The organism is Pseudomonas sp. B21-010, assembly GCF_024749325.1.
Taxonomy (GTDB): Bacteria; Pseudomonadota; Gammaproteobacteria; order Pseudomonadales; family Pseudomonadaceae; genus Aquipseudomonas; species Aquipseudomonas kilonensis.
Genome location: NZ_CP087198.1, coordinates 979,615 through 1,001,093, shown reverse-complemented (window position 1 = coordinate 1,001,093; position 21,479 = coordinate 979,615). Strand labels below are relative to the sequence as shown.

Sequence of the window (21,479 nt, the reverse complement as noted above, 5' to 3'; positions counted from 1 at the left end):
CCTAATTACTCGAACCAGTGGGCTCGGGCGGCCATGATCAACTTGCCGGCACGATCATCGTCAATGCCGTCGATGTCGAGCAGATCGTCAATAGACTGCTCGGCCAGGTCTTCGCGGGTAATTACGCCGCGCACCGCCAGTTCCATCGCCAAATCCTTGTCCATACCCTCAAGCGAGAGCAGGTCTTCGGCCGGATGGGCGTCTGCCAGCTTTTCCTCAGTAGCGATGGCTTTGGTCAACAAACGATCCTTGGCCCGAGCGCGAAGCTCGTTGACGATCTCCTCGTCAAAGCCGTCGATGTTGAGCATTTCCTCCACCGGTACGTAGGCAATCTCTTCCAGGCTGGTAAAGCCTTCATCCACCAGCACCTGCGCCAGCTCTTCGTCGACTTCAAGCTCGTCGATGAAGTTGCGCAGGATGTCGCCGGTTTCAGCTTGCTGTTTAGCCTGGATGTCCGATTCGGTCATCACGTTCAGGGTCCAGCCAGTCAACTGGCTGGCCAGACGCACGTTCTGACCACCGCGACCGATGGCCTGAGCCAGATTGTCTGCGCCAACGGCGATGTCCATGGCGTGGGCATCTTCGTCGACGATAATTGCCGCCACTTCAGCAGGCGACATGGCATTGATCACGAACTGAGCAGGGTTGTCGTCCCACAGGACGATGTCCACACGCTCGCCGCCCAACTCGCCGGATACGGCCTGGACACGCGAACCACGCATGCCGATGCAGGCACCTTGCGGGTCAATGCGCTTGTCCTTGGAGCGGACCGCGATCTTGGCACGCGAACCCGGATCACGGGAGGCGGCCATTACTTCGATCAGGCCTTCGGCAATTTCCGGCACTTCGATGCGGAACAACTCGATCAGCATTTCCGGCGCGGTACGCGACAGGATCAGCTGCGGGCCGCGGTTCTCGGTGCGGATTTCCTTGAGCAGCGCACGCAAACGCACGCCGACCCGGAAAGTTTCGCGAGAGATGATGTCTTCGCGAGCCAGCAACGCTTCGGCGTTGTTGCCCAGGTCGACGATCACGTTGTCGCGGGTCACTTTTTTCACGGTGCCGGAGATGATTTCCCCCAGGCGCTCGCGATAAGCGTCGACGACTTGCGCGCGCTCGGCTTCGCGAACTTTCTGCACAATAACCTGCTTGGCAGTCTGTGCAGCGATGCGGCCGAACTCAATGGACTCGATTTTTTCTTCTACTACATCACCAACCTTGGCGCCCGGATGCGTTTCTGCAACCTTGCTCGGCCAGGTTTCGATAGCCGGATCATCCAGGTCGGCTTCCTCGACCACCGTCCAGCGACGGAAAGTCTCGTAGGCACCGGTGTGGCGATTGATTTCCACACGCAAATCAACTTCGTCTTCAAACCGCTTCTTGGTAGCAGTGGCCAGAGCCAGCTCCAGCGCTTCAAAAATAACGTTAGCCGGTACGCCCTTTTCATTGGATACCGACTCAACAACCAGCAGTACTTCTTTGCTCATCGTACGCCTCGCCTTTCGCAAGCCATTGGATCCGCGGGATCCGCAGTATCTGGCACGTATCAGTCAAAACTGGGAATAATGTTGGCCTTGTCGATCATATCGATCGGCAACAGGAACTCATGGTCATCTACCTGCACCACGACGTCCTGCTCTTCTACACCGCGCAGAAGGCCTTGGAAGTTGCGTCGACCTTCGAAAGGCGAGCGCAGCTTGATCTTCACTTGTTCACCGGCAAACGAAGCGAACTGTTCAAGTGTGAACAGGGGGCGCTCCATGCCAGGCGAGGAAACTTCAAGGGTGTATTCGGAGGTGATTGGGTCTTCAACATCCAATACACCGCTGATCTGACGGCTGACGATGGCGCAATCATCCACCAACACGCCGCCTTCCTTATCGATATAAACGCGCAACATTGAGTGGCGACCTTGAGCCGAAAACTCAATACCCCAGCATTCATAGCCAAGGGCCACGACCACCGGGGCCAACAAGGCCTGCAACTGTTCTAGCTTGCTCGACACCTGAACCCCCTCGTGCATGTTTGTGCATGCTGTGCAAATAAAAAAAAATGGGCGAATCGCCCATCCCTGAAACGCCGTCGAACAGCGGCGTTGTAAAGTGTCCAGCTAACAAAAAGCCCCTTGGAAGGGGCCCCTGAAACTGGTTGCGGGAGCCGGATTTGAACCGACGACCTTCGGGTTATGAGCCCGACGAGCTACCAGACTGCTCCATCCCGCGACAAAGCTGGGGCGGAAGTATACGACCGATCCCTTACAGGGTCAATGTAACCCTTCCACCTACAAGAAAGCCCGCAATCGCGGGCTCTCCTGATAATTGGTACCGAGAAGGGGACTCGAACCCCTACACCCTATGGGCACAACCACCTCAAGGTTGCGTGTCTACCAATTCCACCACCTCGGCAATACAGCGTTTGAAACCTTCTTACTTCTGCTCTTGAGCTGGAGGTACGTCAGTCGCCGGGTTGGCCGACTTTTGCTCTTGAAGCACCGGGACATCATCAGAAGCCGGTTGTTGCTTTGGCGCTTCCAGTACCGCTGGGTTTGGCAAACCTACTTGAGTCAGCTCATGAGCTTTCTCTTTAGCAAAGTAACCTAACCCTAAGCTGGTCATGAAGAAACCGGCGGCAAGTATAGCAGTAAACTTACTAAGAAAGGTAGAGGAACCTTGGCTTCCGAACACAGTATTTGAAGCACCTGCACCGAAAGACGCACCAGCATCCGCACCTTTACCCTGCTGCAGCAATACGAGAGCAACTACGCCCAGTGCACCCAGCAGATGAAAAACGACTACGACTGTTTCCAGCATTTTCTCAGTTTCCCGCGGCGCGACAAATCGCACCGAACTCATCTGCATTCAGGGACGCTCCACCAATGAGCCCCCCATCGATATCCGGCATGCCGAACAGTTCGACCGCATTGGCCGCCTTCACGCTGCCGCCGTATAGAAGCCGCACACCTCGTGCCACTTCAGAATTCTCTGCCGCCAACTGCGCGCGGATGGCTGCGTGCACATCCTGCGCCTGTTGCGGCGAAGCAGTCAGCCCGGTACCAATAGCCCAAACTGGCTCGTAAGCAATGACTGCCTTTGCAAAAGCACCGACACCCAGGTCTTCGATGATGCTGCCCAGCTGACGCCCGACAACTTCAAGGGTCTTGCCAGCTTCACGCTGCTCGAGGGTTTCCCCTACGCACAACACCGGAATCAGACCGCAGGCCTGGGCCGCAGCAAACTTGCGGATCAAGGTCTTGTCCTGCTCACCCATGATCTGGCGACGCTCGGAGTGTCCGACCAGGACCAGGGAACAACCTGCATCCACCAACTGACTCGGCGCAATCTCGCCGGTCAGCGCACCTTGCATGGATTCCACCGCAGAGTTCTGCGCGCCGACCGAAATCGACTTACCTTTCAAGCCATCAATCACTTGATTGATATACAGGCAAGGCGGGAATACCGCGACATCAACACCGCTAGGCAAGGCCAGATGACGAAGGCCATTGATCAGCTCAGCGACGCTGGCGCGGGTACCGTGCATCTTCCAGTTACCAGCTACCATAGGGCGACGCATGCTGTACCTCGTCGGTCAAAGTGGGCGCAGATGTTACCCAACGGATTCATGACTGGCAAGCCGAATTCAGGCAGAAACTTCAGTAACAAGTTTTGCCAGCTCTTCGGCATAACCGCGAACTTGCGCTTCATCCTCTCCTTCGACCATGACGCGCACCAAAGGCTCTGTGCCGGACTTGCGCAACAACACGCGCCCACGCCCCGCCATCGCCTGCGTCACATGCTCACTGGCCTGCTTGACCTTCGCATGCTCGAGAGGATTCACACCGCCACCGAAACGCACGTTGATCAACACTTGCGGGCATTTGCGCAATGCCTGGCGCGACTGTGCGAGCCCTTCGCTACGCGCCTTGAGCGCCATCAGCACTTGCAGGGCTGCAATGATCGCATCACCTGTGGTGGTATGGTCAAAGCACACGATGTGGCCGGAGTTCTCGCCACCAATCACCCAGTTGCGTTCCAGCAGCTCCGAGATCACGTAGCGGTCACCCACGTTAGCCCGCACGAACGGGATATCCAGGTCCGCCAGGGCCAGTTCAAGCCCCAGGTTGCTCATCAACGTACCGACCACGCCGCCCTGCAGTTTGCCGCGCCCATGCAGGTCACGGGCGATGATGAACAGCAATTCGTCACCATCGACAACCGTGCCGGTGTGATCGACCATCAGGACCCGATCACCGTCGCCATCGAAGGCAATCCCGAGATCGGCCTGCTCAGCCAGCACCGCAGCCTGCAACGCCTCGGTATGGGTGGAGCCACAGTTATGGTTGATGTTCAGGCCATTAGGCTGGGCGGAAAGCACCACCACCTCGGCGCCCAGCTCGCGAAAGACGCTCGGCGCAACTTTATAGGTTGCCCCATGGGCGCAATCGACGACGATTTTCAGGCCGGAAAAACTGGTACCGGTCGGCACACTGCCTTTGCAGAACTCGATGTAGCGACCCGACGCGTCGTTGATCCGCGACACTTTGCCGATCTTGCTCGACTCAACCACAGTCATCGGCGTGTCCAGCAGCTCTTCGATCATCAGCTCGATATCATCCGGCAGCTTGGTACCCTGGCCGGAGAAGAACTTGATGCCGTTGTCATCATGAGGGTTGTGCGAGGCACTGATCACGATGCCTGCCTGGGCCTGGAACGTACGCGTCAGGTAGGCAATGGCGGGCGTCGGCATCGGGCCCAGCAACATCACATCGGCACCCGCCGATGTCAGGCCGGCTTCGAGTGCCGATTCGAACATGTAGCCGGAAATTCGCGTGTCCTTGCCGACCAGCACCTTGCACGCGCCCATTTTGCGGAACGCCATGCCGGCCGCCCAGCCGAGCTTGAGCATGAAATCAGGGGTAATAGGGTATTCGCCGACCCGACCACGAATACCGTCGGTGCCAAAGTATTTCTTGCTCATAAGTGCTCCGTCATTCTTATTCGGCTGAATCCACAGCTGCAATCATCCGCACGACATCCATCGTTTCGGCTACATCGTGCACGCGCAATATGCGCGCACCTTTGGCAAGGGCCAAGGCTGCAAGGGCGAGACCGCCATACAGACGCTCCCCCACCGGGCGGCCCAAGGCATTGCCTATCATGCTCTTTCGCGAGACCCCAACCAACAGGGGCCGCCCCAGGGCATGCAAGGCTTCCATATGTTTGAACAGGCTCAGGTTGTGAGCCAGGGTCTTGGCAAAGCCGAACCCGGGGTCAAGAATGATCCGCTCGGCGGGAATGCCCGCGGCGACGCACCGATCCAGACGCTCCACCAGGAATTCACCTACCTCCCTGGTTACATCATCATAGTGCGGGTCATTCTGCATGGTCCCCGGCTCGCCGAGCATATGCATCAGGCACACCGGCAACCCGGTGGCCGCCGCCGCATCCAGGGCACCATCGCGCCGCAAGGACCGAACATCATTGATCAGGCCCGCCCCCAGTCGCGCAGTCTCACGCATGACCGCAGGCGTGGACGTATCGACCGAGATAATGACATCAAGTTCGCGATGGATGCGCTCGACAATCGGCGCCACTCGCTCCAGCTCTTCGGTAGGCGAGACCGCACGTGCGCCCGGCCGGGTCGATTCACCACCCACATCGATCAGCGTTGCGCCCGCGGCCACCATGGCCTCGGCATGCCGCAGCGCAGCATCGAGCTGGCTGAATCGACCACCATCGGAAAAGGAATCAGGCGTGACATTGAGAATGCCCATGACATGCGCATGGGCCAAATCAAGAACCCGGTTGCCGCAAGGCAACCGGGTCGAGGACTGAACAGAAGTCATTTCAAGCCTTAGACATCAGCGGCCGGACCGCCAATCGGTGTTTCCGGACGCTCACCCTGTACAGCCGGAGGTGTACCGGAGGTGCCAGTACCACCCGACCAGTCACGAGGCTCGCGAGGTACGCGACCCGCCATGATGTCGTCGATCTGCTCGGCATCGATGGTTTCGTACTTCATCAGGGCATCGGCCATGGCATCGAGTTTGTCACGGTTGTCCGTGAGAATCTGCCGGGCTGTGCCGTAGCACTGGTCGATGATGCTGCGCACTTCGGAGTCGATCAGCTTGGCCGTTTCGCCAGAGAAGCTTGCATGCTGGCCACCGCCACCACGACCGAGGAATACTTCCCCCTCTTCTTCGGCATACATCAGCGGCCCCAACTTCTCGGACAGGCCCCACTTGGTGACCATATTCCGGGCGATCTGACTGGCACGCATGATGTCGTTGGACGCGCCTGTGGTCACACCGTCGAAGCCCAGCGTCATCTCTTCAGCGATACGACCGCCGTACAACGAACAGATCTGGCTGATCAATGCACGCTTGGACAGACTGTAGCGATCCTCTTCCGGCAGGAACATGGTCACGCCCAGGGCACGACCACGCGGAATGATCGAGACCTTGTAGACCGGATCATGCTCAGGCACGACACGACCGACGATCGCGTGACCCGCCTCGTGATACGCAGTGTTCTGCTTTTCTTTCTCCGACATGACCATGGATTTGCGCTCTGCGCCCATCATGATCTTGTCCTTGGCCAGCTCGAATTCCTTCATTTCCACGACGCGCTTGCCGGTGCGAGCGGCGAACAGCGACGCCTCGTTGACCAGGTTAGCAAGGTCGGCACCGGAAAAGCCCGGCGTACCACGCGCGATGACCGCCGGAGCGACGTCGTCGCCCATTGGCACCTTGCGCATATGAACCTTGAGGATCTGCTCGCGGCCACGAATGTCCGGCAGCCCCACCACGACCTGGCGGTCGAAACGACCTGGACGCAGCAGCGCAGGGTCAAGTACGTCAGGACGGTTGGTGGCGGCAATCACGATGATGCCGTCGTTCATTTCGAAACCGTCCATCTCGACCAGCAACTGGTTGAGGGTCTGTTCACGTTCATCGTGACCGCCACCCATGCCGGCACCACGATGGCGACCGACGGCGTCGATTTCGTCGATGAAGATGATGCATGGCGCGTGTTTCTTGGCCTGTTCGAACATGTCGCGAACACGACTGGCGCCCACGCCGACGAACATCTCGACGAAGTCGGAACCGGAAATCGTGAAGAACGGCACCTTGGCTTCACCGGCAATCGCCTTGGCCAGCAAGGTTTTACCTGTACCTGGTGGGCCCACCATCAGTACGCCGCGCGGAATACGGCCGCCCAGACGCTGGAACTTGCCCGGATCACGCAGGAACTCGACCAGCTCGCCAACTTCTTCCTTGGCTTCGTCGCAACCCGCGACGTCGGCCAGGGTGGTTTTCACCTGGTCTTCGGAAAGCAGACGGGCCTTGCTCTTGCCAAAGCTCATCGGCCCGCCCTTGCCTCCACCGCCGCCCTGCATCTGGCGCATGAAGAACATGAACACGGCGATGATCACCAGGATCGGGAAGCTGGCGACCAGGAGCTGGGTCCAGATGCTTTGCTGCTCAGGCTGCTTGCCTTCGACCACGACATGGTTGTCCACCAGGTCGCCGATCAGGCCATTGTCCTGGATTGCCGGACGAATGGTCTTGAAGTTGTCGCCATCGGTGCGCTTACCGGTAATCACATAGCCATCAACGGCTACGCGCTCGACCTTGCCATCCTTGACCTGCTGGATGAAGTCGGAATAGTTGAGGGTCTGCGGCTCGTTAGGGCTGGAGAAGTTGTTCATCACGGTCACAAGGACAGCGGCGATGATCAACCACAGGATCAGATTCTTTGCCATATCGTTCAATTAACTACCCTCTGAAGCAAGCTCCGCTACTGGCGCGTGCTTCGCATGATATTCACCGGCCTAACTTACTACATTACCTACGACTCTGGCAGGCGCCGTCTGTAACCCTTTGTGAAACACTTTCTACACAATATTCGCTAATGCTCACGGGACGAAATACGAAAAACCTATCGCCCCGGTCGAAAAACCTCTTATTCCTCACTGCGACCACGGAAACCACGGCCCAGCAGGTACTGCTCACGGGAGCGATCACGCGATGATTTCGGCTTGCGCGTCGTGACCTTCTCGAACTGCTTGCGCACGCTCTTGTGGTATTCGTCAAAGCCTTCACCCTGGAAGACCTTGATCAAAAAATCACCACCTGGCTTCAACACCCGAGTCGCAAGATCCAGTGCCAACTCGCACAGGAACATCGATCGCGGCATATCAACAGATGCCAGTCCACTCATATTGGGGGCCATATCGGAAATCACAAGGTCCACCTCGTTTTTTCCAACCGCTTCAAGGATCTGCGCGAGTACGGCGTCCTCGGTAAAGTCGCCCTGAATGAAGGTCACATCCGGGATGCTGTCCATTTCCAGGATATCGGAAGCGATCAGTGTGCCTTGCCCACCAATCAGACGACTGGTCACTTGGGACCAGCCACCCGGGGCGGCGCCCAAGTCGATCACGCTCATGCCTGGACGGATCAAACGGTCTCTTTCCTGAATCTCCAGCAGCTTGTAGCTGGCACGGGAACGATAGCCGTCTTTTTGCGCCATTTTCACGAATGGGTCGTTGAAATGCTCTTGCAGCCATTTAAGACTTGTCTTGGAACGGGCCACGGGCCACCTCAAAAATAAAACGGGTCGTGATTAAGTGGGCGGTCCCGGACTTGCTCGGGTAAACTGGCCGCCGCTTTTTACAAGATCAGACGCAGGGGTCAGATTATGCCGCTCACTCAAGAGCAGAAGAAACAATACAAATCCATTGGCCACCATCTGAAACCGGTTTTGACTGTGGCTGACAACGGTTTGACTGAAGGTGTACTCGCCGAACTGGAACGCGCCTTGGGCGATCACGAGCTGATCAAGATCAAGCTCAACATCCTCGACCGCGAAGCCCGCCTGGCTGCCGTTGCCGAACTGTGCAAGACCGGCAAGGCAGACCTGGTACAGGTCATCGGCAAGATGGCGCTGATTTATCGCAAGAACTTCAGCGTCAACAAGCAACTGTCGAACGTTCACCGTTTCAAGTGATGTCAAAGGGTCAAGGGTGTGCCTCGCACACCCTGCCACTCCAGCCGGGAACCGGTTGCAACACCAGCACCAATCCGGAAAAACCCAGCACCAGGTAACTGAATGCCTGCCACTGGCTCGCATCCGGCCAGCCGAGACGCACCGCGAAGAACATCCCGCACGCGTACAACGACATGAGCAACAATTGCCCACGAATGTCGCGCCATAGACTGGCAAGGCCCTCGGCCTGAACCAGCACCAAAGCCTGAAATATTACGCACGCCGCGGAGAAACCCACCAGCAGCGCCGTCAGCATGCCTGCGATTTCATCGATGAGCAGCGGCGCCAGGCCGACTCGACCCAGCACCGGCAGCAAACCGACGTGCAACAACCAGACGCCGCCCACCCACAACATCTGGGTGAGCTGCCAGATCATGGCGCCCGCTCGCAGCGGGCGCCTTCGTTCAGATGTGACGGACTTCGACAATCTCATACTCGATGACACCACCCGGCGTCTTCACCACCACCACATCGCCCTCTTCCTTGGCAATCAAGGCGCGAGCGATGGGCGAACCAACGGAGATCTTGCCGAGCTTGATGTCTGCCTCGTCCTCACCAACGATCTGGTAAGTGACGCTTTCATCGGTCTCGACGTTGGCGATTTCCACGGTAGTGCCAAAGATCACCTTGCCGGTGTGCGGGATCGTCGTGACATCGATGATCACCGCATTCTGCATGCGACCTTCGATATCACGGACACGCGCCTCGACCATCCCCTGCTCCTCTCGGGCAGCATGGTATTCGGCGTTTTCCTTGAGATCGCCCAGCTCACGCGCTTCACCAATAGCCTGGCTCAAGCGCGGCCGCTCGACCTTGGTCAGGAAAGCGTGTTCTTCTTCCAGGGCCTTCGCGCCCTGAACTGTCATCGGGTACTTGGTTATGCTCATGCCTTCAATCCTGCATGTAGATCCTGCAAGCGACGCACGGTCTTCTCGGGACCGAACTTGAGCGCTTCGCAGATCGCTTCGCCCGCAGCAATGGTCGTGGTGCAGTAGATCTTGTGCTGCAGCGCATTGCGACGAATGGAGTAGGAATCGGCGATCGACTGGCGACCTTCGGTAGTGTTGATGATCAGCGTGACTTCGTCATTCTTGATCATGTCGACCACGTGCGGACGCCCCTCGGTCACCTTGTTCACGCGGCGCACTTTCAGGCCTGCCGCTTCGATCAGCCTGGCAGTACCGGCAGTGGCGACCACTTCGAAGCCCAAGTTGATCAGATCACGGGCCACGCCTGCAACCAGTGGCTTGTCGTCATCACGCACGCTGATGAACGCCGTGCCGCCAGTCGGCAACACTTCGCTCGCGCCCATCTGGGCCTTGGCGAAGGCTTCACCGAAGGTATCGCCCACACCCATCACTTCACCGGTGGACTTCATCTCAGGGCCGAGGATCGGGTCGACGCCAGGGAACTTGGCGAACGGGAACACCGCTTCTTTCACACTGTAGAAGTTCGGAATGATTTCCTTGGTGAAATTCAGTTCCTTCAGGGTTTTGCCCGCCATGACCCGTGCAGCGATCATCGCCAGGGAAACACCGATGCACTTGGAGACGAACGGTACGGTCCGGGAAGCGCGCGGGTTGACTTCGATGACGTAGATGTCTTCGCCCTGCAGGGCCAGTTGCACGTTCATCAGGCCGATAACGCCCAGCTCCAGGGCCATTTTCTTGACCTGCTCGCGCATCTCGTCCTGGATGTGCGCTGGCAGCGAGTAAGGCGGCAGCGAGCAAGCGGAGTCACCGGAGTGAACGCCCGCTTGTTCGATGTGCTGCATGATCGCGCCAATCACCACGTCCTTGCCGTCGCTGACCGCGTCCACGTCCATTTCGATGGCGCAGTTGAGGAAGTGGTCCAGCAGCACCGGGCTGTCGTTGGAGACCTGGACCGCTTCACGCAGGTAGCGCTTGAGCTCGTCTTCTTGATAGACGATTTCCATCGCACGGCCGCCCAGTACATAGGACGGACGCACCACCAGCGGGTAACCGATCTTGGCGGCGGCACGAATCGCTTCGTCTTCGCTGCGCACGGTGGCGTTTGGCGGCTGGCGCAGGTTCAGGCGCTCGACCATCTGCTGGAAGCGCTCACGGTCTTCGGCGCGGTCGATCGCATCCGGGCTGGTGCCGATGATCGGCACGCCAGCGGCTTCAAGGGCGCGCGCCAGCTTCAGCGGAGTCTGGCCGCCGTACTGGACGATCACGCCTTTTGGCTTCTCGACGCGGACGATTTCCAGCACGTCTTCCAGGGTCACTGGCTCGAAGTACAGGCGATCGGAGGTGTCGTAGTCGGTGGACACGGTTTCCGGGTTGCAGTTGACCATGATGGTCTCGTAACCGTCGTCGCGCAGGGCCAGTGCCGCGTGTACGCAGCAGTAGTCGAACTCGATGCCCTGGCCGATCCGGTTAGGACCGCCACCCAGGATCATGATCTTGTCGCGGGTCGATGGCGCGGCTTCGCACTCTTCTTCGTACGTGGAGTACAGGTACGCGGTGTCGGTGGCGAACTCGGCCGCGCAGGTGTCGACGCGCTTGTAGACCGGGAACACTTCCAGCTTGTGGCGATGCGTGCGCAGGCTCTTCTCGGTCACACCCAGCAGCTTGGCCAGGCGCATGTCGGAGAAGCCTTTGCGCTTGAGGCGGTACATCATGTCGCGGTCGATGCTGGACATGCCCAGGGTCTTGACCTTCTCTTCTTCCTTGATCAGATCTTCGATCTGTACCAGGAACCAAGGGTCGATCATGTTCATGCCGAAGATCTGCTCGACGGTCATGCCGGCACGGAAGGCGTCGGCCACGTACCAGATGCGCTCGGCGCCTGGCACGGTCAGCTCGCGCTTGAGCACGCTCATGCTTTCCGGGTCGGCCAGGTCCAGCTTCGGATCAAGACCGCAGACGCCCACTTCCAGACCGCGAAGAGCTTTCTGCAGGGACTCCTGAAAGGTCCGGCCGATGGCCATGACTTCACCGACCGACTTCATTTGAGTGGTCAGGCGGGCGTCAGCCTTGGCGAACTTCTCGAAGGCGAAGCGTGGCAGCTTGGTGACGACGTAGTCGATGGACGGCTCGAAGGACGCCGGGGTCTTGCCACCGGTGATGTCGTTCGACAGCTCGTCCAGGGTGTAGCCCACGGCCAGCTTGGCAGCGACCTTGGCAATCGGGAAACCGGTGGCCTTGGAAGCCAGGGCCGACGAACGGGATACTCGCGGGTTCATCTCGATGACCACCATGCGACCAGTGTTCGGGCAGATGCCGAACTGGACGTTGGAGCCGCCGGTTTCCACGCCGATCTCACGCAGTACCGCCAGGGAGGCGTTACGCAGGATCTGGTATTCCTTGTCGGTCAGGGTCTGGGCTGGTGCGACGGTGATCGAGTCACCGGTGTGCACGCCCATCGGGTCGAAGTTTTCGATGGAGCAGACGATGATGCAGTTGTCCTTTTTGTCGCGGACAACTTCCATTTCATATTCTTTCCAACCGATCAGGGATTCGTCGATCAGCAGTTCCTTGGTCGGCGACAAGTCGAGACCACGGGCGCAGATTTCTTCGAACTCTTCACGGTTGTAGGCGATGCCGCCACCGGTGCCGCCCATGGTGAAGGACGGACGGATGATGCACGGGAAGCCAAGGCGCTCCAGGACGGCGTTGGCCTCTTCCATGCTGTGGGCGATGCCCGAGCGTGGGCAGTCCAGGCCGATGGATTTCATCGCCTTGTCGAAGCGCGAACGGTCTTCGGCCTTGTCGATGGTGTCGGCGTTGGCGCCGATCATTTCCACACCGAACTTCTCCAGGACGCCTTCGCGCTCCAGGTCCAGGGCGCAGTTCAGCGCGGTCTGGCCACCCATGGTCGGCAACAGCGCGTCCGGGCGTTCCTTCTCGATGATCTTGGCAACGGTCTGCCACTTGATCGGCTCGATGTAGGTGGCGTCGGCCATGGCCGGGTCGGTCATGATGGTGGCCGGGTTGGAGTTCACCAGGATGACGCGGTAGCCCTCTTCGCGCAGGGCTTTACAGGCCTGGGCGCCGGAGTAGTCGAATTCGCAGGCCTGGCCGATCACGATCGGGCCAGCGCCGAGAATCAGGATGCTTTTTATGTCTGTACGTTTTGGCATGGGTTTGTCACTCAAATCCGCAGGTCAGTCGGCTAGGCCGTCGAACAATCTTTGTAGCGCCCAAAGGGGCCGCCGTATTCGGGGCCGCCTTCGGGCTTCACGCAGTCAGCGTCGCTTGGCCATCTCATTGATGAAGCGATCGAACAGCGGCGCCACGTCGTTCGGGCCCGGGCTCGCTTCAGGGTGGCCCTGGAAGCTGAACGCGCTCTTGTCGGTACGCTCGATACCTTGCAGCGTGCCGTCGAACAGCGACTTGTGAATCGCGCGCACGTTGGCCGGCAGAGTGGCTTCGTCCACCGCGAAACCGTGGTTCTGGCTGGTGATCATCACCACGCCGGTGTCCAGGTCCTGCACGGGGTGGTTGGCACCGTGGTGGCCGTGGCCCATCTTCAAGGTCTTGGCACCCGAAGCCAGAGCCAGCAGCTGGTGACCGAGGCAGATACCGAATACCGGGATCTCGGTTTCCAGCACATCCTTGATCGCCTGGATCGCATAGTCGCAAGGCTCCGGGTCACCCGGGCCGTTGGACAGGAACACGCCATCAGGCTTGAGGGCCAGGACGTCGGCGGCCGGGGTTTGGGCCGGCACCACGGTGACGCGGCAACCACGCTCGACCAGCATGCGCAGGATGTTCAGCTTGACGCCGTAGTCGTAGGCCACCACGTGGTAAGGCAGCTCGCAAGCCTCGATCGTCGCGTGACTGTCGGTCTTCAGGTTCCAGACCGTGGAGCGCCATTCGTACTGCTTCTTGGTGCTGACGACTTTCGCCAGGTCCATGCCCTTGAGGCCAGGGAAGCCCTGGGCAGCGGCGATGGCGGCTTCTTCGGAAATGTTGTCGCCGGCCATGATGCAGCCGTTTTGCGCGCCTTTTTCCCGAAGGATGCGGGTCAGGCGACGAGTGTCGATACCGGCGATCGCCACGACGTTGTTGGCTTTCAGGTAATCGGACAAGGACATCGTGTTACGCCAGTTGCTCGCTACCAGCGGCAAGTCACGGATGACCAGGCCGGCGGACCAGACACGATCAGACTCGGCGTCTTCCGGCGTAGTGCCGGTGTTGCCGATGTGCGGGTAAGTCAGGGTAACGATTTGTTGGGCGTAGGAAGGATCGGTAAGAATTTCCTGATAGCCGGTCATTGCGGTGTTAAACACCACCTCACCAACGGTCTGACCGTCGGCTCCAATGGCTTCGCCGCGAAAAATGCTGCCATCAGCAAGGGCGAGTATGGCTGGCTTAGTCAAGAAGACCTCCCGTAAATAAAGCCTGAAAGGGCGATCGCAGGTTGTAAAAAAGCGGAGTGACGTATGGACACGTCACCCCGCTTGTTCACTGAATTATTCTGCGCGCTTTTAGTGGACACACTAAAGCTGTAGCTTACAGAAAAAGGCTTTTTTGGTCCACCGCTAATGAGCCTTAAAGGCAGGGGAATGCGACAGGACGTCGCGAAGCGGTGTAAAACGGGGCCCAGTATAACCTGAACCCCGCACTTAAGGGCATCAACGCAGGTCGAGAACGTCCTGCATATCGTACAAACCAGGCTCGCGGCCATCCAGCCACAGCGCGGCACGTACCGCTCCCTTGGCGAAAGTCATCCGGCTCGATGCCTTGTGGGTGATCTCCAGGCGCTCGCCTTCAGTGGCGAACAGCACGGTGTGGTCGCCCACCACATCACCGCCGCGCACAGTGGCGAAACCGATGGTGCTGCGCTCACGCGCACCGGTGTGCCCCTGGCGCCCATACACGGCCACTTCCTGCAGGTCGCGACCCAGTGCATCGGCAATCACTTCGCCCATGCGCAAGGCCGTTCCCGAAGGTGCGTCGATCTTGTGCCGGTGATGCGCCTCGATGATTTCGATATCCGCATCGTCACCCAAGACCCGGGCCGCCATGTCCAGCAGCTTCAGCGACAGGTTCACGCCCACGCTGAAGTTCGCGGCGAACACGATCGGAATATCTTTGCCCGCATCGGCCAGCAATTGCTTCTGCGCAGCATCCAGCCCCGTCGTACCGATCACCATGGCCTTGCCGTGCTTGCGGCAGATCGCGAGGTTTTTCAGCATCACTTCCGGCAGGGTGAAATCGATCAGCACATCGAACTCGTCGAGCACTTTCTCCAGGCCGCCGGACATCGGCACGCCGATACGCCCCAGCGAGGCCAACTCGCCCGCATCGGCGCCTACCAGCGTGCTGTCGGGCCGAACGATGGCCGCCGTCAGGCCGGAAAGCGGCGAGCGCTGCTGCACCGCCTCGACCAGCGCCTTGCCCATGCGCCCCGCAGCGCCCATCACAGCTATACGTCGCATGCGAACTCCTTACAGGTCGCCGAAGAAGCGCTTCACGCCTTCGAACCAACCGGTGGTTTTCGGGGAGTGACTGTTGTCATCCGCCAACGAGTTGCGGAATTCTTCCAACAGCTCACGCTGACGCCGACCCAGGTTGACCGGAGTCTCCACCGCCACACGGCACATCAGGTCGCCCGCCCCACCGCCACGCACTGGCGCGACGCCTTTGCCACGGATCCGGAACTGCTTGCCGGTCTGCGTGCCCTCGGGGATTTTCAGCTTGACGCGACCGTCGAGGGTCGGGATCTCAAGCTCCCCACCCAAGGCCGCATCGACGAAGCTGATCGGCACTTCGCAGAACAGGTGCTTGCCGTCGCGCTGGAAAATCGCATGCTCGCGCACATTGATGACCACATACAGGTCGCCCGTCGGGCCGCCCTGGGCACCCGCCTCGCCTTCGCCAGACAGGCGAATGCGGTCACCTGTGTCGACACCGGCCGGCACTTTGACCGACAGCGTCTTGTACTCTTCGACACGCCCTTCGCCGTGGCAGGAGTCGCACGGGTCGGAAATGATCTTGCCTTGGCCATGGCAACGCGGGCAGGTCTGCTGCACCGAGAAGAAGCCCTGCTGCATGCGGACCTGGCCGATGCCGCCGCAGGTTGGGCAGGTAACGGGCGAGGAACCCTTCTTGGCACCCGAGCCATCGCACGGCTTGCAATTGACCAGTGTCGGAACACGGATATTGACGGTGGTACCGCGCACCGCCTCTTCCAGGTTCAATTCCAGCGTGTAGCGCAGGTCACTGCCACGCTGGGCGCCACCACGGGCACCGCCGCGACCACCGCCGAAGAAATCGCTGAACACATCACCGAAAATATCGGAGAAGTTCTGGCCGCCAAAACCGGCACCGCCGCCACCCATGCTCGGGTCGACACCAGCATGCCCGTACTGGTCGTACGCCGCGCGCTTGCTCGAATCGGACAGTACTTCGTAAGCCTCGTTGGCTTCCTTGAACATCTCTTCCGACGCTTTATCGTCGGGATTACGGTCCGGGTGGTGCTTCATCGCCAGGCGACGATAGGCCTTTTTCAGGTCTGCCTCGCTGGCCCCCCGCTCGACACCCAATACTTCGTAAAAGTCACGCTTTGCCATTGGTCTTTGCACTCTCATGGATGTCCGGCAAACCTCTCCTGAACCTTGCCAAACTCGTTGAGCCCCAATACAGGCCCGGACCCAACTCACGTCAATTCAACGATCCTGGTCATATTTCTTTCAGCCGGGGACCCGGCCAAAACGCGGTGCATGTCGCTCGGAAAGCAGGAGCATTCCCGAACACACCGTCAGCACCCGAACACTGTCGCATGCTGTAAAAATTCATTAGCTCCAGACACGCCAACGCGGGAGCAAGCTCCCGCGCGGCGACATCCTACCAGCCACCGCACAAATGCAGTCAACCGGCCGACCAACAAGCGATTACTTGTGGTCTTTCACTTCTTCGAACTCGGCGTCAACGACGTCGTCGGCTTTCTCGGCCGATTCGCCCTGCGCAGCCGCGCCTTCTGCAGGCTGAGCCTGTTCGGCGTACATCTTCTGGGCCACTGGCGCGGAGACCTTGGACAGCTCTTCGATCTTCGCTTCGATGGCAGCCTTGTCGTCGCCTTTGACGGCAGCTTCCAGGGCAACCACGGCCGCTTCGATGGCGGTTTTCTCTTCAGCGGTCACTTTTTCGCCAGCATCAGCGATCATTTTGCGAGTCGAGTGCACCAAGGCATCGCCCTGGTTGCGAGCGCTGGCCAGCTCTTCGAACTTGCGGTCTTCCTCAGCGTTGACTTCAGCATCGCGAACCATCTGCTGAATTTCTTCCTCGGACAGACCGGAGTTGGCCTTGATCACGATCGACTGAGTCTTGCCGGTAGCCTTGTCTTTCGCTCCGACGTGCAGGATGCCGTTGGCGTCGATGTCGAAGGTCACTTCGATTTGTGGCACGCCACGTGGTGCTGGTGGAATCTCGGCCAGGTCGAACTTGCCCAGGGACTTGTTCTGTGCGGCTTGCTTACGCTCACCTTGCAGCACGTGAATGGTTACTGCGCCCTGGTTGTCGTCGGCAGTCGAGAACACTTGGGATTTCTTGGTAGGAATCGTGGTGTTTTTCTCGATCAGCGCGGTCATTACGCCGCCCATGGTTTCGATACCCAGGGTCAGCGGGCTGACGTCGAGCAGCAGGACGTCTTTCACGTCACCAGCCAATACCGCGCCCTGGATAGCAGCACCCATGGCAACAGCTTCGTCAGGGTTGACGTCTTTACGTGCTTCTTTACCGAAGAAATCGGTCACCAGCTTCTGAACCAGCGGCATACGGGTCTGACCGCCAACCAGGATCACGTCGTTGATCGAACCAACGTCGATACCGGCATCTTTCATGGCAATGCGGCAAGGTTCGATGGTGCGCTGAACCAGGTCTTCCACCAGCGCTTCGAGCTTGGCGCGGGAGATTTTTACGTTCAGGTGCTTAGGACCGGTGGCGTCTGCAGTGATGTACGGCAGGTTCACGTCGGTCGACTGGCTCGAGGACAGTTCGATCTTGGCTTTTTCAGCGGCTTCTTTCAGGCGCTGCATGGCCAGCGGGTCACCCTTGAGGTTCATGCCGCTTTCTTTCTTGAACTCGTCGACGAGGTAGTCGATCAGGCGGATGTCGAAGTCTTCACCACCGAGGAACGTGTCACCGTTGGTTGCCAATACTTCGAACTGGTGCTCGCCGTCGACTTCAGCGATCTCGATCACGGAAACGTCGAAGGTACCGCCACCCAGGTCGTAAACGATCACGGTGTGATCGCCCTTGGCCTTGTCCATACCGTAGGCCAGAGCGGCCGCAGTCGGTTCGTTGATGATACGTTTTACGTCCAGGCCCGCGATGCGGCCGGCGTCTTTGGTCGCCTGGCGCTGGCTGTCGTTGAAATAGGCAGGAACAGTAATGACCGCTTCAGTCACCGCTTCGCCGAGGTAATCTTCGGCGGTTTTCTTCATTTTCTTGAGGATTTCAGCCGAGATCTGTGGCGGTGCCATTTTCTGGCCGTTCACTTCAACCCAGGCGTCGCCGTTGTCAGCCTTGGCGATTTTGTAAGGCACCATCTTGATGTCTTTCTGGACGACTTCTTCGTCGAACTTGCGACCGATCAGACGCTTCACCGCGTACAGGGTGTTATGCGGATTGGTCACTGCCTGACGCTTGGCCGACTGGCCAACCAGAATCTCGCCATCATTGGCGTAAGCGATGATCGACGGCGTGGTACGCGCGCCTTCAGCGTTTTCGATGACTTTGGCCTTGCCGTTTTCCAGCACGGAGACGCACGAGTTGGTGGTCCCCAGGTCGATACCGATAATCTTGCCCATGTTAACTCTCCCGGAACTTGGATTTGGTTGCCGCAGCAGTGGTGGCTAACTGCGGTAGCACTTAAACGCTTGACATATAGATGGGGCCGCTACGACCGATTTCAAGCCTGCTCATCAATAGAAGGCGAAACCGGCGCTGGCGTCTTGCTGACCACGACCATGGCCGGGCGCAGCAGGCGACCGTTGAGCAAATAGCCCTTCTGGAAAACCTTCAGCACGCTGTTTGGCTCGACGTCGGCACTTTCCTGCATCGCCATGGCCTGGTGGTGCTCGGCGTTGAAGGGTTCGCCATGCGGATCAAGGGTTTCGAGCTGATAACGCTTGAGGGTGTCCTGGAACATTTTCAGGGTCAGCTCGATGCCTTCACGCATCGGACGAATGTTTTCGTCATCCGGGTTGGACAGCTCCAGGCCACGCTCCAGGCTGTCGATGATCGGCAGCAGGTCGCCGGCGAAACGCTCCAGGGCGAATTTATGAGCCTTCTCTACATCTTGCTCGGCGCGACGGCGGACATTCTGCAGGTCGGCTGCTACACGCAACGCCTGATCCTGCGCACCGGCCAGTTGCTCCTCGAGCACTTGTACACGTGCCGCCAGGTCTTCACCGGAGTCCTGGGAAGCCTGATTGGCGTCTAGATTTTGCGTGTCCTGCGTCTGTTCGTCAGCCATAGATTTCTCCTCTCAACTTCGTCCGCGAGCTCAACTCGCGCTTCTGCCCCGGTATATGGGGTCGGGTTTTGCAGCTTCAAGGGCCATCTGACGAATTAACCTTACAAAAAACAGCTGCATAACCATTCCCCGCCGCGCTAAGAAAATCATCTATCCAAGCAAATCGAGCTAAGCGAGGGCATTGTCAGGTCAAAACAAAACACTGTATAAATAACCAGACCTAAAGCCTGGGAGCGGCCTTATGCTGGTGCACCTGTCCGTACACAACTATGCCATCGTCGAACACCTCGACCTCGAACTTGATCGAGGCATGAGTGTGATCACCGGTGAAACCGGCGCAGGCAAGTCGATCATGCTCGATGCCCTGGGCCTGACGCTGGGCGACCGCGCCGACAGTGGCGTGGTGCGCCCCGGAGCGGACAAGGCCGACATCCTGGCGACGTTCGACCTGGTCGACATCCCCGAGGCCAGCGCCTGGCTGGCCGAACGCGACCTGGACACCGACGGTTTGTGCATCCTGCGCCGGGTCATCACCGCTGAAGGCCGCTCCCGAGGCTACATCAATGGCACGCCCTGCCCCTTGGGCGACCTCAAGGCCCTCGGCGAGCTGCTGATCGACATTCACAGCCAGCATGAACACCAATCCCTGCTCAAGACCGACACCCATCGCCGCTTGCTGGATGAATACGCCGGCGCCACCGACCTGGCCCGACAGGTCCAACTGGCGGCCCAGCGCTGGCGCCAGACCCGCCAGGAACTGGATCGACTCTCCAACTCCGGCGACGAACAGCGTGCCCGTCACCAGTTGTTGAGCTACCAGCTCGAGGAGCTGGAGAACCTGGCCCTGGGTGAAAATGAACTGGAAGAACTGGAGCAGGAACACAAGAACCTCACCAACGCCGAAACCCTGCTGGGCATTTGCCGGCAAGTGGTCGAACAGTGCAGCGAGAGCGATTCGGGCAATGTGCTCAATGCACTGACAGCGAGCTTGAACCGACTCTCCAGCGTGAACAATTCGGTGGGCGCCCTGAACGAAGCGACGAACCTGCTGACGAGTGCGCAGATCCAGGTCGAAGAGGCCGTCGGGGAGCTGAATCGGTTCCTCGATCATTTCGATGCCGACCCGGCCCGCCTGCAGTACCTGGAAGAGCGCCTGGACACCATCTATACACTGGCGCGCAAACACCGCATCCAGCCGACCGACGTTGCCGAACTCCAGCAGCGGCTGTTGGAAGAACTGGAAACCCTGAACGCCAACGATGAATCCATCGAGCGCCTGGCGGACGAACTGGCGTCTTATGCCCGTCATTACCAGGAAAAGGCCAAGGAGCTCAGTGAACTGCGGCAGCACGCCGCAACAGGGCTGGCCAGCGCCGTGGAGCAGGAAATCCAGCGCCTGGGCATGCCGGGCGGGCGCTTCACCATCGAATTGCGCCCCAACGCTGGCGACGAGCTCCAGCCCAACGGGCTGGAGCAAGTGGAACTACTGGTCAGCGCCAACCCGGGGCAACCGCTCAAGGCCCTGGCCAAAGTCGCGTCCGGCGGCGAGCTGTCACGGATCAGCCTGGCCATCCAGGTCATCACCGCGCAGACCTCTCGCGTGCCGACGCTGGTATTCGACGAAGTAGACGTGGGCATCGGTGGCCCAACCGCAGAAATTGTCGGCCAGTTGCTGCGCCGACTAGGGGAACGCGGCCAGGTGCTGACGGTAACTCACCTACCCCAGGTCGCCGCCCAGGGACACCAGCATCTATTTGTGCACAAGGTACGCGGCGAGGATGCCACTCGCACCGCCGTGTCCAAGCTCAACAAAAACGAGCGCGTAGAGGAAGTGGCGCGAATGCTCGGGGGCATCGACCTCACCAAGGAATCCCTGGCCCACGCGAAAAAAATGGTCGTTACCGCGAAAATCTGAGAACGGCAGAAAGCACGAAGGCGACCCTGGGGTCGCCTTCGTTCGTTTCGCGAACCGTAATAGTCCAC

18 protein-coding genes and 2 tRNA genes are annotated in these 21,479 nt (G+C 59.2%); 2 read left to right on the top strand and 18 right to left on the bottom strand.

The window, feature by feature from the left end; translation table 11 throughout:
* Positions 1-5: 5 nt before the first annotated feature.
* From nusA to rlmE, 10 genes are all read right to left on the bottom strand, one after another.
* Positions 6-1,487 carry a transcription termination factor NusA gene (nusA, locus tag LOY50_RS04215; protein WP_003197716.1) on the bottom strand — a complete coding sequence of 494 codons (1,482 nt, stop codon included), beginning with the start codon at positions 1,485-1,487 and terminating at the stop codon, positions 6-8.
* Between the two features lie 59 nt (positions 1,488-1,546).
* Entirely contained in the window at positions 1,547-2,005 is a 459-nt protein-coding gene (rimP, locus tag LOY50_RS04210; RefSeq protein ID WP_253471554.1) for a ribosome maturation factor RimP, read from the bottom strand.
* Between the two features lie 140 nt (positions 2,006-2,145).
* Positions 2,146-2,222: transfer RNA gene (locus LOY50_RS04205), tRNA-Met, on the bottom strand.
* Between the two features lie 97 nt (positions 2,223-2,319).
* Positions 2,320-2,405 (bottom strand) — tRNA-Leu (locus LOY50_RS04200).
* A 21-nt stretch (positions 2,406-2,426) separates the two neighbouring features.
* The gene (secG, locus tag LOY50_RS04195) at positions 2,427-2,810 is read right to left on the bottom strand and encodes a preprotein translocase subunit SecG (protein ID WP_003197714.1); all 384 of its coding nucleotides are present in this window, start codon (positions 2,808-2,810) and stop codon (positions 2,427-2,429) included.
* Positions 2,811-2,814: 4 nt separating this feature from the next.
* Positions 2,815-3,570: a triose-phosphate isomerase gene (tpiA, locus tag LOY50_RS04190; protein WP_212797587.1), complete on the bottom strand. Its 756-nt coding sequence runs from the start codon at positions 3,568-3,570 to the stop codon at positions 2,815-2,817.
* Between the two features lie 66 nt (positions 3,571-3,636).
* Positions 3,637-4,974 (bottom strand): phosphoglucosamine mutase, encoded by a 1,338-nt coding sequence (gene glmM / locus LOY50_RS04185; RefSeq protein ID WP_253471553.1) that lies wholly within the window; start codon positions 4,972-4,974, stop codon positions 3,637-3,639.
* Between the two features lie 16 nt (positions 4,975-4,990).
* Positions 4,991-5,842: a dihydropteroate synthase gene (gene folP / locus LOY50_RS04180; protein WP_253471550.1), complete on the bottom strand. Its 852-nt coding sequence runs from the start codon at positions 5,840-5,842 to the stop codon at positions 4,991-4,993.
* An 8-nt stretch (positions 5,843-5,850) separates the two neighbouring features.
* Positions 5,851-7,761 carry an ATP-dependent zinc metalloprotease FtsH gene (ftsH, locus tag LOY50_RS04175; RefSeq protein ID WP_214512215.1) on the bottom strand — a complete coding sequence of 637 codons (1,911 nt, stop codon included), beginning with the start codon at positions 7,759-7,761 and terminating at the stop codon, positions 5,851-5,853.
* 200 nt (positions 7,762-7,961) lie between these two features.
* Positions 7,962-8,594, bottom strand: a complete 633-nt coding sequence (gene rlmE / locus LOY50_RS04170; protein ID WP_003177853.1) for a 23S rRNA (uridine(2552)-2'-O)-methyltransferase RlmE — start codon at positions 8,592-8,594, stop codon at positions 7,962-7,964.
* 105 nt (positions 8,595-8,699) lie between these two features.
* Here rlmE and LOY50_RS04165 point away from each other — a divergent pair, with 105 nt between their 5' ends.
* Positions 8,700-9,008, top strand: coding sequence for a YhbY family RNA-binding protein (locus tag LOY50_RS04165; RefSeq protein ID WP_003177852.1), 309 nt, complete (start codon positions 8,700-8,702; stop codon positions 9,006-9,008).
* Positions 9,009-9,018: 10 nt separating this feature from the next.
* Here LOY50_RS04165 and LOY50_RS04160 read toward each other — a convergent pair whose 3' ends face one another.
* The 8 genes from LOY50_RS04160 to grpE form a co-directional block, all read right to left on the bottom strand.
* Positions 9,019-9,423 carry a hypothetical protein gene (locus LOY50_RS04160; RefSeq protein WP_063322987.1) on the bottom strand — a complete coding sequence of 135 codons (405 nt, stop codon included), beginning with the start codon at positions 9,421-9,423 and terminating at the stop codon, positions 9,019-9,021.
* Positions 9,424-9,451: 28 nt separating this feature from the next.
* Positions 9,452-9,928 (bottom strand): transcription elongation factor GreA, encoded by a 477-nt coding sequence (greA, locus tag LOY50_RS04155; protein WP_027911987.1) that lies wholly within the window; start codon positions 9,926-9,928, stop codon positions 9,452-9,454.
* Positions 9,929-9,930: 2 nt separating this feature from the next.
* Positions 9,931-13,152 carry a carbamoyl-phosphate synthase large subunit gene (gene carB, locus LOY50_RS04150; protein ID WP_014336571.1) on the bottom strand — a complete coding sequence of 1,074 codons (3,222 nt, stop codon included), beginning with the start codon at positions 13,150-13,152 and terminating at the stop codon, positions 9,931-9,933.
* A 105-nt stretch (positions 13,153-13,257) separates the two neighbouring features.
* Positions 13,258-14,394 carry a glutamine-hydrolyzing carbamoyl-phosphate synthase small subunit gene (gene carA / locus LOY50_RS04145; RefSeq protein WP_258690359.1) on the bottom strand — a complete coding sequence of 379 codons (1,137 nt, stop codon included), beginning with the start codon at positions 14,392-14,394 and terminating at the stop codon, positions 13,258-13,260.
* A 255-nt stretch (positions 14,395-14,649) separates the two neighbouring features.
* Entirely contained in the window at positions 14,650-15,456 is an 807-nt protein-coding gene (dapB, locus tag LOY50_RS04140) for a 4-hydroxy-tetrahydrodipicolinate reductase (RefSeq protein ID WP_003197696.1), read from the bottom strand.
* 9 nt (positions 15,457-15,465) lie between these two features.
* The gene (gene dnaJ / locus LOY50_RS04135) at positions 15,466-16,590 is read right to left on the bottom strand and encodes a molecular chaperone DnaJ (RefSeq protein WP_014336569.1); all 1,125 of its coding nucleotides are present in this window, start codon (positions 16,588-16,590) and stop codon (positions 15,466-15,468) included.
* Positions 16,591-16,911: 321 nt separating this feature from the next.
* Positions 16,912-18,864, bottom strand: a complete 1,953-nt coding sequence (dnaK, locus tag LOY50_RS04130) for a molecular chaperone DnaK (protein ID WP_256211756.1) — start codon at positions 18,862-18,864, stop codon at positions 16,912-16,914.
* Positions 18,865-18,929: 65 nt separating this feature from the next.
* A complete protein-coding gene (grpE, locus tag LOY50_RS04125) occupies positions 18,930-19,496 on the bottom strand; it encodes a nucleotide exchange factor GrpE (RefSeq protein ID WP_013692249.1) in 567 nt (188 codons plus the stop codon).
* A 241-nt stretch (positions 19,497-19,737) separates the two neighbouring features.
* Between grpE and recN the strand changes: the two genes are divergently transcribed.
* Positions 19,738-21,411 carry a DNA repair protein RecN gene (recN, locus tag LOY50_RS04120; protein ID WP_212797594.1) on the top strand — a complete coding sequence of 558 codons (1,674 nt, stop codon included), beginning with the start codon at positions 19,738-19,740 and terminating at the stop codon, positions 21,409-21,411.
* Positions 21,412-21,479: the final 68 nt, after the last annotated feature.

Coding starts and splice junctions, on each gene's coding strand:
- nusA (WP_003197716.1), bottom strand. CDS start 1,487: ATGAGCAAAGAAGTACTGCTGGTTGTTGAGTCGGTATCCAATGAAAAG.
- secG (WP_003197714.1), bottom strand. CDS start 2,810: ATGCTGGAAACAGTCGTAGTCGTTTTTCATCTGCTGGGTGCACTGGGC.
- tpiA (WP_212797587.1), bottom strand. CDS start 3,570: ATGCGTCGCCCTATGGTAGCTGGTAACTGGAAGATGCACGGTACCCGC.
- glmM (WP_253471553.1), bottom strand. CDS start 4,974: ATGAGCAAGAAATACTTTGGCACCGACGGTATTCGTGGTCGGGTCGGC.
- folP (WP_253471550.1), bottom strand. CDS start 5,842: ATGACTTCTGTTCAGTCCTCGACCCGGTTGCCTTGCGGCAACCGGGTT.
- ftsH (WP_214512215.1), bottom strand. CDS start 7,761: ATGGCAAAGAATCTGATCCTGTGGTTGATCATCGCCGCTGTCCTTGTG.
- LOY50_RS04165 (WP_003177852.1), top strand. CDS start 8,700: ATGCCGCTCACTCAAGAGCAGAAGAAACAATACAAATCCATTGGCCAC.
- LOY50_RS04160 (WP_063322987.1), bottom strand. CDS start 9,423: ATGATCTGGCAGCTCACCCAGATGTTGTGGGTGGGCGGCGTCTGGTTG.
- carB (WP_014336571.1), bottom strand. CDS start 13,152: ATGCCAAAACGTACAGACATAAAAAGCATCCTGATTCTCGGCGCTGGC.
- dapB (WP_003197696.1), bottom strand. CDS start 15,456: ATGCGACGTATAGCTGTGATGGGCGCTGCGGGGCGCATGGGCAAGGCG.
- dnaJ (WP_014336569.1), bottom strand. CDS start 16,590: ATGGCAAAGCGTGACTTTTACGAAGTATTGGGTGTCGAGCGGGGGGCC.
- grpE (WP_013692249.1), bottom strand. CDS start 19,496: ATGGCTGACGAACAGACGCAGGACACGCAAAATCTAGACGCCAATCAG.
- recN (WP_212797594.1), top strand. CDS start 19,738: ATGCTGGTGCACCTGTCCGTACACAACTATGCCATCGTCGAACACCTC.